Below are 11772 nucleotides of genomic sequence, written 5' to 3'. Positions count from 1 at the left end.
TCCGAACAAATCCGGCTGGAAACCCGAAATGGCGGCAACCAGCGAAGACGGTCTGCACAACGGCCCGGCCACCACCACCGGCAATCGCGCCCTGATGCTGGAAGAACCGCTCTTGTTCGAGATTGGCCATGCGGACGAGACCGGGGTCGACTTGCCCGAGCCTGCGGCCGACGCGGCCAACCGTCTCGGCGGGTTTGACCGTGACACCAGTATCGGCCTGAAGGGGCTGCATGAGCCGGAGGCCGTGCGCCATTACACCCGCCTCAGCCGCCAGAACTACGGCATCGATCTGGGCCTGTTCCCGCTCGGCAGCTGCACGATGAAGCACAACCCGCGGCTGAACGAGAAGGTCGCGCGGATGCCCGGCTTTGCTGACCTGCACCCGATGGCTCCGCAAAGCACGGCGCAAGGCGCATTGCAGGTGATCCACGAATTGGGCGAATGGCTCAAGACGCTCACCGGGATGCCCGGTGTCGCGATGAGCCCCAAGGCCGGCGCGCATGGGGAACTGTGCGGCATCCTGGCCATTCGTGCCGCGTTGGAAGCGCGCGGCGATGCGCGCAAGGTCGTGCTGTGCCCGGAAAGCGCGCATGGGACCAATCCGGCCACCGCCGCCTTTGCCGGCTACGAAGTGGAAGACATCCCGGCGACCGACGAGGGGCGGGTGGATTTCGAAGCGCTCAAGGCGCGTCTGGGCCCTGACATTGCGGCGGTGATGATCACCAATCCCAACACATGCGGCCTGTTTGAACGTGACTTCAAGAAGATCGCCGATGCGGTGCATGAGGCCGGTGGCTTCGTCTATTGCGACGGGGCCAATTTCAACGCGATTGTCGGCCGGGTGCGCCCGGGTGATCTGGGCGTCGATGCCATGCATATCAACTTGCACAAGACCTTCTCCACCCCGCATGGAGGCGGTGGCCCGGGCAGTGGCCCGGTGGTCTTTTCCGATGCGCTGGCCCCGTTCGCGCCGCTCCCCTTCGTCAAACAAGAGGATGATGGCACCTACTATCTGGTCGAGGAAGAAAGCCGCGAACATCGCGGGCCAAGCTTTGGCCGGATGACAGCGTTTCACGGCCAGATGGGCATGTTCACCCGCGCGCTCACCTATATGCTCAGCCACGGGGCAGATGGGCTCAAACAGGTATCGGAAGATGCGGTTCTCAATGCCAATTACGTGCTGCGGAGCCTCGAAGACCTGCTGCATGCGCCCTATGCCGATAGCGGGCCCTGCATGCACGAGGCACTGTTCGGGGATGCCGGATTCGAAAACGGTCTTTCAACGCTCGACCTGGCCAAGGGACTGATTGACGAAGGCTATCACCCGATGACGGTCTATTTCCCGTTGGTCGTGCACGGAGCGATGCTGGTCGAACCAACCGAGACCGAGAGCAAGGCCGCGCTGGATCAGTTCATCACTGCCTTCCGGTCGGTGGCCGAGCGCGCCAAGGCGGGTGATGAAGGGCTGAAACAGGCGCCCTATTACGCGCCGCGCCGCCGCCTTGACGAGACTTTGGCCGCGCGCAAGCCGGTATTGGCGTGGACGGAGCCGGACAGGGACTAGAGCCGAGAGCGGCCCGCTATTCGGCGGGCCGTTTCTCCGCTTCCTCTTCTTCATTGTCGAGTTCGATGCGGATGCCTTGTTGGCTGAGGATCGCGACCCAATAGCCGATCACGGCGAGCGAGCTCGCGCCCAGCATGCACAAGGCCGCGCCCTTCAGGCCTTGCCAGCCCATCGCGACATCGAGACAGGCGAATGCAATCGCCATTGGCACGGCGCGCACCAGAAAGGCGGTGCCCGCGCGCCCGGCACTGACGAGCAGCGATTCCAGGCTCGCCCCGACCAGCTCTACTGCGCCGCCGATGGCAAGAATGACCATCGCCCAATAGACGACGCGGAATTCCTGCCCGGCAATCAGCACCAGCGCCTCGCGCCCTGCGAATAGCGCCACCAGCACGGCCAAGGCACCGCCCACCAGCGCCATATTGGCCATGCGCCGGGCGATATCGGCGGCGCGTTCCTTGGCATGGACAAGCTCGGGGAAGATTGCCTTGGACACTGTCTGGGCGAGCTGCACCAGCGCCTGCCCCAATTGGCTGGCGACGCGGAAGCCACCGGCAAATGCTTCGCCGCCGACAGCCCCGACCAGCAGGATCATCACTTGCTTGCCTGCAACTTGCAGGCTGCCAAGCGCATTGGTCGACAAGACGAAACGCCATGCGCCTGGATGGGCCCGGGGGATCGCTGTCAGGCTCACTTCACGCAGGTCGAGCCTTTCCTTTTGAAGCGCAGCAAACCACAGCGCTGCAGCGACTGCGACCTCAGCCGCGGCCCAGGCGAGGATAAAGCCTGCGACTGTGGGCATGAACACCACGGCCAGGCCTGCGCCGATTGCGCGGATAGCGGGTTGCACGGCTTCAGCCGCTGTCGCCCGGGCATATTCGAACCGCAGTCGCAGCAAACCTGTTGGCGTCGACCGGATCGAAAGCAGCGAGACGATGCAGTAGCCAAAGGCGACCCACAGCAATTCGTCCGGCAGTGGCAGCCACAGCTGTGCGGTTGCCACCAGGATTGCCGAAATGAGCGTACCGACAATTGCCGAAATGATATCGAGGCCCACGGCAAATCCTGCAGCCCGTGCGGCGCCGTCTTCACCTGCGCCCCAGCGGACCACGAATTGCCAGGTCTGGAAATTGACCAGACCGGTCACGGTCTGCCCCAGGGCAACGATAATGGCGAAATAGCCGAACCCGTCGAGGCCCAGCGTCCGGGTGGCGAGCGCCAGATAGACCAGGCTCAGGACAGCGTTGAAGCCCCGTCCACCGAGCAACCAGCCCATATTCCGGAAAATCCGCCGCATGGCAGCGCGTTCTTAGAGCGAAGCTGCGTCGCGCTTGGCGAGCAGTTTTTCGGACACTTCATACGTCCGTTCATTATCGACATCGATGGCATATTCGCCGTTGGACATGGTGATGCCATGGATCGAATAGCCAAACCGCTTCGATACCTTTGCGAAAATCGCGTCGCGGTCACCAATCCCGAAATAGAACCGGGCCAGATTGATCAGGCCGAATGCCTTGGCGATGCGGCTGGGGAATTTCACAAACTGCCCGCCATTGCGGAAGATTTCGGCTGCATCGAGCGCGCCCGCATTGCCGATCCAGTACATGTTGCAGTTGGAAAAACCGCCATCCTTGAATTCGTAAAACTTCGCCTGGCCGCGCGGATCGGCGGCCTGCACATCTTCCTTGCGGGCGAGGGCCGCTGCGGCGTCGGCCTTGACGGCCAGCGCCTTGTCAATGAACTCGGCATAGCCTTCGGGCGTGACCAGCGTGTTGTCTGCGGTGGTGATTAACACGGGGAAATCCGCGCCTTCGGTTCCACTCGCCACGCTATCGACAAGGTTGAATTTGGCTTCGGTAAAGGTCAGGCGCCCTTCCGCTTTGAGGCTGGCGACCAGAGGAATGGCCTCGATCTCGGCAGATTCATGAGCGACCACCCTGATGGCTCCGATCCGGTCACAGGCGGCGACGGCAGAAAGCGTGTGTTCGATCAAGGGTTTGCCATTGATCGGTACCACGGCCTTCTGGTTGACGCCGGCCCGGGCTGCGAGCGGATCGAGAACACCGGAGCGACGACCGGCAAGAACGAGGGCAGTAACCTTGGTATCCATGGCGGCGGGTCCTAGACTTTGGGGCAGGTTTGGCAAGGCTTGCAATCTTTTGCCCAAGCCACGATGCGTCGCACATGCGCATCATTTTCAGCCGCAAGGGGTTCGACAGCGCCGCAGGTGGGGGCGCATCGCCGATAGTCAATGGCAGGCCCGTCAGCTTGCCTATCCCGAGCGGTGGATGGTCACAGACAACCTATGCCGACCTGGGGCTAGGGGACCTTGCAGAGGAGGCGAGCAGGGGTAAAATCCGTTCGAGCGACTACTGCCACCATGATCCCATGTTTGGTGCTGACGACACCTGCCTGTTCGGGCAATGTAGCGCCGCGCAGACTCATCTGCGTAACCAGGGCGTGGGGAAGGGAGACATCTTCCTCTTCTTCGGCCTGTTTCGCGACCAGGCCGGCCGGGATCCCCATCATCGGCTGTTCGGATACCAACGCATTGAAGAGATCATCGATCTCGCCACGTGCCCTGAGGGGCGGAAACACGAACTGGCCGCTTTGGGGCATCCCCATGCGCTGGGCATGCATGCGAAGAATGATGTCATCTATGCTGGCGAAGGCCGGACGGCGTCGTCTGCCAGTCCGATGCTACGGCTGACAGTGCCGGAGGGGCCGCCCTCGCTGTGGAACCGCCCGGACTGGCTCAAGCGCGGCGGGCTGTCCTATCATGATCGGGAGGATCGCTGGTTACGCGACGGGCGGCTGCGCAGTGTGGCCCGGGGGCAAGAATTTGTCGCCAATATCGGGCGCCGCAAGGGGCCGCGCGAATGGCTTGCCAAGATCTTGGATGAATTGACGAAATAGCGGTTTTCCACCGCTGCTCGCGCCACGCTGGTGCACCGATTGTGTTGCTGCTAGCACTGAACGTGCATCGCGGCTGCCTCGTGCCCTTCGGGTCCAAAACAACAAGCGCAGTTGCAGTCGCGGTGCACCAATTCCCAGCAATCAGAGCATTTTGATGATCGCCGAGAAATCGAGCGAGCCGTTCCCCGCGCCCGCGAAATCTTCGTAGATTGAGGCTGCGCGCGCGCCCATCGGGGTTGCAGCATCCGATGTTTCGGCGGCCTCCATCGCGAGGCGCAAGTCCTTCAGCATCAGCGCGGTTGCAAAGCCGCCCTGATAGTCATTGTCGCTTGGGCTTTGCGGGCCCACGCCGGGTACCGGGCAATAGCTGGTCATCGACCAGTTCTGGCCCGAGCTGACCGATGAAATGTCGAAGAAGGTCTGGGCATCGAGACCCAGCTTCTCGGCCATCGCAAAGGCTTCGCAGGTCCCGATCATATGGATCGCCAGCAGCATATTGTTGCAGATCTTGGCGGCCTGTCCGTTACCCGCGTCACCGGCATGGATCACTGCCTTGCCCATCGCTTCCAGGATCTGTTTGGCGCGGGCAAACGCGCTCGTGGTGCCGCCAACCATGAAGGTCAGCGTACCGCCATTGGCGGCAGCGATCCCGCCAGAGACCGGCGCATCGACCATTTCATAGCCAGCTCCACTCGCAGCTTCGATCACCTCGCGCGCTGTCGCCACGTCGATAGTCGAGCAATCGAGGAAGACGGCTCCTTCAGGCGCGGTGCCAATCACATCATTGGAATAGACCGATTTCACGATCTCTCCATTGGGCAACATCGAAACGACCGCCTCTGCGCCGTCACAGGCTTCGGATGCGGCGGTGAAGGTGGTGCAGCCATTATTCTTGGCCGCCGCCAGTGCATCTTCGCTCAAATCGAAGGCGCGCACATCGTGTCCCGCCTTCACAAGGTTGGCGGCCATTCCGCCGCCCATATTGCCGAGGCCGATAAATGCGATTTTCATGTCAGTTCACCTTCACATTGCTGCCGAGCAGGATGGCTGTGGTGTCGCCATTATTCTTCCAACCGAGATACGTCAGATAAGGGAGGAGAAAACCGGCCCCGCCGAAGAATGCGACCAGGGCTAGCCCCCACCCTCGAATTGAAAAGCCATTCCGCCAAGCAGTCCAGCTGGCAGAGAGAAACAGCATCATGATAAAATCGAGATTGAACTGGCCAGGCCAATTCCAGCTGGCCATATCACCGAAAAAATACGGGAAGAGATTGAGGCCGTGGGTGCTGATCACTTTCGCGGTATAGAATGCCAGTGCGCCCCAAAGAGCCATCAAGAAGAATGAAAAGGGTTTCACGCCTAGCGCCCTTTCCAATTGCCTTCACGCTTCTCGATGAAGGCTTCCATGCCTTCCTTCTTGTCCTCACTCGCGGTCAGGATCTGGAAGATGCGGCGTTCGACGATCAGGCCCTGATCGAGCGTCATTTCGAAGGCTGAATTGACCATTTCCTTGTTCGCGATGGTCGCCATGGGCGGCATGCCAGCGATAGTAGCGGCGGTCTTCTTGGCCTCTGCGATCAGGTCATCATGGGGCACGACTTTCGCCACCAGATTGCTGCGCTCTGCCTCTTCAGCGCCCATCATCCGGCCGGTAAGGCACATTTCCATCGACTTTGATTTGCCGATGGCGCGAGTCAGGCGCTGGCTGCCGCCCATGCCGGGTGCCACGCCCAGCTTGATTTCCGGCTGGCCGAATTTGGCATTGTCGCTGGCGATGATGAAGTCGGCCATCATGGCGAGCTCGCAACCACCGCCTAGCGCAAACCCGTTCACCGCCGCAATCCAGGGCTTGCGGGTGGTTTTGACGATCTTGCTGGTCCAGTCGCCGAAAAAATCCTCGAGGTAGAAATCGGCGGCAGCCTTGTCCGACATTTCCTTGATGTCTGCACCTGCGGCAAAGGCCTTGTCGCCACTGCCGGTCAGGATTGCGCAAAGCTGGCTGTCATCGGCCTGATAGGCGGCGAAGGCCTCGATCAATTCGGCCAGCACCACACTGGAAAGCGCGTTCAGTGCCTTGGGCCGGTTGATGGTGATGATTGTGACTGCACCATCGGTTTCGGTCAGGATCGTTTCGTAGCTCATTACAACTCCGTCATCCCAGCGAAAGCCGGGATCATTCTCAGTTTGGTCCAATCACGCGGACAGAGATCCCAGCTTTCGCTGGGATGACGACTATTTCAGCGGCACCCACTCCTCACCTTCAGGCAGGGCTGCGAAGATGCTGTCGATCAGGTCTTCGCTCACCTCTTCAGGGGTGGCCGGATCCCATTGCGGATCGTTGGTCTTGTCGACAATCACTGCACGCACGCCCTCGGCAAAGTCGGGCCGTGTGAGGACCCGCGATGCAATGCGGTATTCCATCACCATGTTGTCGGCGAAACTGTCGAGTTTGCTAGAGTCTGCAAGCTGCCGCAGGGCCACCTTGCAGGTCTGCGGGCTCTTGGTGCCGAGCGTGTCGCGCTCCTTGGCGGCCCAGTCGTCGTCCTCCATTACCGCTTCGAGGCTGGCGAGTATGTCTTCGTATCGGTCGCTGGCGAAGTGCTTGGCGATCTTGTCGGCATTGCTTTCGATCCGTGCCTTGGGCGGTGTGCCAACGGGTTCGGACAGGATGCCGGCAATGCGGTCGGGCTTTTCGACGATGCGCGCTTTTAGCTCTGCGAGCATCTCGCTCGGAACATAATGGGTGGCAATGCCGGCCCACAGGCATTCCGCCCCGTCCATCCGCGCACCTGTCAGGGCCAGGAACTGCCCGACCCGTCCGCCAAGGCGCGACAAATGCCAGCCGCCGCCCACATCGGGGAACAGGCCGATGCCCGTTTCCGGCATGGCGAAGCGCGTATTCTCGGTCGCGACGCGGAATTTGGCGGGCAGGGCAATGCCCACGCCGCCGCCCATGGTGATGCCATCCATGAAGGCCACGATCGGCTTGGCGTAGGTCATCATCTGGTGGTTGAGCTGGTACTCATCGTGGAAGAACTTGCGTCCTGACACTCCGCCATCATTGAGCGCCGAATTGCGCAGAAAGGCGATATCGCCGCCCGCGCAGAACCCGCGACCTTCCGCATGGTCGAGGACGATGGCCTCGACGCTGTCATCATCAGCCCAATCGCTCAACGCCGCGCTCATCGCGTGGCACATGTCCAGCGTCAGCGCATGCAGCGCCTTGGGCCGGTTGAGCGAAATATGGCCAACCCGGCCGTGTTTGTGGATCAGGACATCGTCCGTCATGCTGCTTTCCCGCTTTCGCTAGAGGGTTGGATAAGGTCCCAGCGATTGCCGAACGGATCGCTGAAGACCGCCACGCTGCCATAGGCTTCGTGGCGGGGTTGTTCGTGAAAGGTCACACCTTTTGCGGCAAAATCGGCATAGGTGGCCTCAAAATCGTCGGTATGCAGGAAAAAACTGACCCGCCCGCCGGTCTGGTTGCCGATTGCGGCGCGCTGGTCATCATTGTCGGCCCGGGCCAGCAACAAATTCGCGCCGTCTGAAGGGCTGACAACGACCCAGCGTTTGCCGCCACCCAGATCGGCGTCCTCGACCAAGTCGAATCCGAGTGCACCGGCATAGAATGCGATGCCCTGATCATAATCCGGCACCACCAAGGTGACCGTGGCGAGCGTGAGCGAGCTCACTGGCGCAGTAAATCCCGGCCCACGATCATGCGCATGACCTGGTTGGTACCCTCCAGGATCGAATGAACCCGCAGATCACGCCAGAAGCGCTCGATCGGGTAGTCCTTAAGGTAGCCATAGCCACCGAACAGCTGCAGCGCATCATTGACGATCTTCGATCCGTTGTCGGTCGCCAGCCGTTTGGCCATAGCGGAAAAACGGCTCTTGTCCGGTGCGCCATCGGTGACCTTGGCTGCAGCGAGATAGAGCAGAGCGCGCGACGCCTCCAGATCGGTCGCCATGTCGGCGAGCATGAACTGGGTGTTCTGGAAATCGGCCACCGGCGTGTCGAATTGCTTGCGATCCTTGGTGTAGGATACGGCTTCATCAAGGCAGCGCTGCGCCCCACCGAGCGAGCAGGCACCGATATTGAGGCGTCCGCCATCCAGGCCCATCATGGCAAAGCGGAAACCTTCGCCCTCATCGCCAACGCGATTTTCGACCGGCACACGGGCATCCTCAAAGTTGACTTGCGCGGTCGGGGAGGCATTCCAGCCCAGCTTCTTCTCCGGTGCGCCAAAGCTGACACCGGGGGTGTCTTTGTCGACCACCAGGCAGGTAATGCCCTTGGTCTTGTGGTCGCTGGTGCGGACCATGCAGACATAGACATCGTTGAACCCGCCGCCGGAAATGAACTGTTTCGTGCCGTTGAGCACGTAAGCGTCGCCATCAAGCTTGGCAGAGGTCTTGAGCCCTGCTGCGTCCGATCCGCTGCCCGGTTCGGTCAGGGCATAGCTGGCGATTTTCTCCATTGTGACGAGGTCGGGAAGGTATTTGTCCTTCACCTCCTGCCCGCCGAACTGGTCAATCATCCAGGCCGCCATATTGTGGATGGAGATGAAGGCGCTGGTGGTCGGGCAGCCATAGGCCATCGCTTCCATGATCAGTGCCGCTTCAAGCCGACCCAGGCCGATGCCGCCCGATTCCTCGGATACGTAGATTGCGCCAAAGCCGAGTTCGGCAGTGCTCTTGATCACATCGCGCGGGAAGTGGTGCTTCTCGTCCCACTCGCTTGCGAATGGCGTGATATTGTCGGCGGTGAAACGCTGCGCCATCTCCTGGATGGCAAGCTGGTCTTCGGTCAGTTGGAATTGGTTGCTCATGGGTCGATGCCCTAGCGGCTGGGCCAGTCCATTGGAAGGCACAAGCACGCTCAAATTTGACGGTTCAGCCGTTGCGAAGCCAGCCTGCCCGCAATGCAATCAGTCGCAGCGCCAATAGGCGTAGGCGCGCGGGGCAGTTCTTCCCCCGAATGTCCGATGCATCAATTTGTAATCGTTGCGGATGGTGAAGCTCATCCGGACCGGCTTGCCCCAGCCGCCTGGCGCGACAAACTCGGCATTGAGCGCGATGTTGGAAGCGTGGTGTACTTCGTCGATTTCGAACGGTTGGCCTTCCACGATCACCTTGTCGCCCCGGATCCCGATCTTGCCAGCCACCGCAAATCCGCGCGCGCGACAAGCCGACTGGGTGCGTCCGAAGACGCCTTCCAGCTTGGTCGGAAAGGCAGACAGGTCCTGATCGGGAGCAGCCTGGGTCTCGCTGTCGGCAGCGGCACTATCGCCCTGCGCAGCAGCAGGCATGGCCAAGGCAAGGCCCAGGGGCGCTGCATATCTCAGTTTCATCCAGACCTCCGCAATTTGGCGAGGCTTTTCAATTGCGTTCTACACGCGGCCTGTCAACAGCGCAGCCAATCGGCATCTTTGCGTCTCTCGCCAAGATTTCTCACGTCAGCCCATCGTCGGGATGACGAAGGCGTTGCCGCCATCAGGTGATCCATCCGGCCAGCGCTGGGTCACTTTCTTGCTCTTGGTCCAGAACCGCAAGCCTTCCATGCCATACTGGTCGATGTCGCCGAAGCCCGAGCGTTTCCACCCGCCGAAGCTGTGATAGCTCACCGGCACCGGGATCGGGACATTGACGCCCACCATCCCGACATTCACGCGGCTGGCAAACTCGCGTGCGGCGTGGCCGTTGCGGGTGAAGATGGCGACCCCGTTGCCATATTGGTGGTCGCTGGGCAGGCGCACGGCGTCTTCGAAATCATTCGCGCGCACGATTTGCAGTACCGGGCCGAAGATCTCTTCCTGATAGCTTTCCATGTCCGCCGTGACCCGGTCGAGCAAGGTTGGCCCGACGAAGAACCCCTTCTCGTGCCCTTGCAGGCTGAAGCCACGACCATCGATCACGACTTCGGCGCCTTCCTTCTCGGCTGTGTCGATCCAGCCTTCGACCCGGGCCTTGTGCTCGGGCGTGACGACCGGGCCGTAATGCGCATCGGGATCGTTGGAGACGCCCACACGCAGGGCGTTGATCGCCGGGATCAGCTTTTCGCGCAGCTTGTCGGCGGTATCTTCGCCCACCGGCACTACCACCGGCAGCGCCATGCAGCGTTCCCCGGCAGAGCCGAATGCGGCCCCGGCGAGATCGTTCACGACCTGGTCGAGATCTGCATCCGGCATCACGATGCCGTGGTTTTTCGCGCCGCCAAAGGCCTGCACACGCTTGGCATTCGCGGTTCCGCGCGAGTAGATATATTGCGCGATATCGCTCGATCCGACGAAGCTGATCGCCGGAATATCGGCGTGATCGAGGATCGCGTCGACCATTTCCTTGTCGCCGTGGACGACCTGCAACAGCCCCTCTGGCGCGCCTGCTTCCACGAACAGTTCGGCGAGCCGCACCGGCACGCTCGGGTCGCGCTCGCTCGGCTTCAGGATGAAGGCATTGCCCGCGGCAACAGCCATGCCGAACATCCACATCGGGATCATGGCCGGGAAATTGAACGGCGTGATACCGGCACCAATGCCAAGCGGCTGGCGCATCGAATAGACATCGATGCCCGGGCCGGCGCCCTGCGTATATTCACCCTTCAGCGCCTGCGGGATGCCGCAGGCAAATTCGATCACTTCCAATCCGCGCTGCACATCGCCATGGGCGTCTTCGACCACCTTGCCGTGCTCGCTCGACAGCAGCTCGGCCAGTTCCTGCTTGTTTGCTTCGACAAGGCGTTTGAATTCGAACATCACGCGGGCGCGCTTTTGCGGGTTGGTGGCTGCCCACTCGGGCTGGATCTTGTTGGCGGCATCGACCGCGCGCTGGAGCGTGTCGGCATTGCCCAAGGGAACTTCAGCCTGGATTTCCCCTGTGGAGGGGTTCCAGATCTGATGCGTGCGGCCGCTTCCGCTACCGGCATCGCCGACAATGAAGTGATCAACCTGACGCATGATTATTCCTCTCGATTATTCGAATCTGTCGCAGCCTCTCTATCCGCCAGAGCGCGCGAATCCAACTGTCCCGCCCATATTAGCCGCTAAGCAGCGCCGCACCTATCTGATTGACCATCGCAGCACGGATTTCGTCCAGCTTTGATAGCCAACGGGGAGCGAAACGGAATGCACATTGAAAAGTGTCTCCGATGCGGAAAGATTGACCACATGGCCCTTTTGCGGCAATCGCCCGCTCCGGTCAGACATGCGGGTGTAGCTCAATGGTAGAGCAGAAGCTTCCCAAGCTTAAGACGAGGGTTCGATTCCCTTCACCCGCTCCATAGGTTAGGGC

At 61.1% G+C, this 11772-nt stretch carries 12 protein-coding genes and 1 tRNA gene; 3 read left to right on the top strand and 10 right to left on the bottom strand.

The genetic code is table 11. From position 1 onward, the window contains the following. The first annotated feature begins 28 nt into the window (after positions 1 to 28). Positions 29 to 1564 (top strand): aminomethyl-transferring glycine dehydrogenase subunit GcvPB, encoded by a 1536-nt coding sequence (gene gcvPB / locus ABD653_RS06570; RefSeq protein ID WP_407672786.1) that lies wholly within the window; start codon positions 29 to 31, stop codon positions 1562 to 1564. Positions 1565 to 1580: 16 nt separating this feature from the next. Here gcvPB and ABD653_RS06565 read toward each other — a convergent pair whose 3' ends face one another. Together ABD653_RS06565 and ABD653_RS06560 are read right to left on the bottom strand one after the other, a co-directional pair. Beyond that, positions 1581 to 2861 (bottom strand): lipopolysaccharide biosynthesis protein, encoded by a 1281-nt coding sequence (locus ABD653_RS06565; RefSeq protein ID WP_160777946.1) that lies wholly within the window; start codon positions 2859 to 2861, stop codon positions 1581 to 1583. A 12-nt stretch (positions 2862 to 2873) separates the two neighbouring features. Beyond that, positions 2874 to 3674: an NTP transferase domain-containing protein gene (locus ABD653_RS06560; protein WP_160777945.1), complete on the bottom strand. Its 801-nt coding sequence runs from the start codon at positions 3672 to 3674 to the stop codon at positions 2874 to 2876. Between the two features lie 74 nt (positions 3675 to 3748). Here ABD653_RS06560 and ABD653_RS06555 point away from each other — a divergent pair, with 74 nt between their 5' ends. Beyond that, entirely contained in the window at positions 3749 to 4480 is a 732-nt protein-coding gene (locus ABD653_RS06555) for an Nmad3 family putative nucleotide modification protein (protein ID WP_160777944.1), read from the top strand. 141 nt (positions 4481 to 4621) lie between these two features. Here the strand turns inward: ABD653_RS06555 and mmsB are convergent, their stop codons facing one another. The 8 genes from mmsB to ABD653_RS06515 form a co-directional block, all read right to left on the bottom strand. Next, positions 4622 to 5491: a 3-hydroxyisobutyrate dehydrogenase gene (gene mmsB, locus ABD653_RS06550; RefSeq protein ID WP_160777943.1), complete on the bottom strand. Its 870-nt coding sequence runs from the start codon at positions 5489 to 5491 to the stop codon at positions 4622 to 4624. A 1-nt stretch (position 5492) separates the two neighbouring features. Continuing rightward, positions 5493 to 5837, bottom strand: coding sequence for a hypothetical protein (locus ABD653_RS06545; protein WP_325065347.1), 345 nt, complete (start codon positions 5835 to 5837; stop codon positions 5493 to 5495). 2 nt (positions 5838 to 5839) lie between these two features. After that, positions 5840 to 6622 (bottom strand): enoyl-CoA hydratase-related protein, encoded by a 783-nt coding sequence (locus tag ABD653_RS06540; RefSeq protein WP_160777942.1) that lies wholly within the window; start codon positions 6620 to 6622, stop codon positions 5840 to 5842. Between the two features lie 90 nt (positions 6623 to 6712). Beyond that, entirely contained in the window at positions 6713 to 7768 is a 1056-nt protein-coding gene (locus ABD653_RS06535; protein ID WP_160777941.1) for an enoyl-CoA hydratase/isomerase family protein, read from the bottom strand. After that, positions 7765 to 8172, bottom strand: a complete 408-nt coding sequence (locus ABD653_RS06530; RefSeq protein WP_160777940.1) for a VOC family protein — start codon at positions 8170 to 8172, stop codon at positions 7765 to 7767. The genes ABD653_RS06535 and ABD653_RS06530 overlap by 4 nt, the downstream gene beginning before the upstream one ends. Beyond that, complete coding sequence (locus ABD653_RS06525) at positions 8169 to 9314, bottom strand: acyl-CoA dehydrogenase family protein (RefSeq protein ID WP_160777939.1); 1146 nt, start codon at positions 9312 to 9314, stop codon at positions 8169 to 8171. The genes ABD653_RS06530 and ABD653_RS06525 overlap by 4 nt, the downstream gene beginning before the upstream one ends. Before the next feature lie 99 nt (positions 9315 to 9413). Next, the gene (locus ABD653_RS06520) at positions 9414 to 9836 is read right to left on the bottom strand and encodes a hypothetical protein (protein ID WP_160777938.1); all 423 of its coding nucleotides are present in this window, start codon (positions 9834 to 9836) and stop codon (positions 9414 to 9416) included. Positions 9837 to 9941: 105 nt separating this feature from the next. Continuing rightward, a complete protein-coding gene (locus tag ABD653_RS06515) occupies positions 9942 to 11438 on the bottom strand; it encodes a CoA-acylating methylmalonate-semialdehyde dehydrogenase (protein ID WP_160777937.1) in 1497 nt (498 codons plus the stop codon). A gap of 249 nt (positions 11439 to 11687) precedes the next feature. On the opposite strand from ABD653_RS06515, the gene ABD653_RS06510 reads away from it, so the two are divergent. Further along, a tRNA-Gly gene (locus ABD653_RS06510) sits at positions 11688 to 11761 on the top strand. The last annotated feature ends 11 nt before the right edge of the window (positions 11762 to 11772 follow it).

Source organism: Parerythrobacter jejuensis (assembly GCF_039536765.1).
Taxonomy (GTDB): Bacteria; Pseudomonadota; Alphaproteobacteria; order Sphingomonadales; family Sphingomonadaceae; genus Parerythrobacter; species Parerythrobacter jejuensis.
The sequence above is the reverse complement of the archived record's forward strand: the minus strand, read 5'-3'. Positions and strand labels throughout refer to the sequence as shown.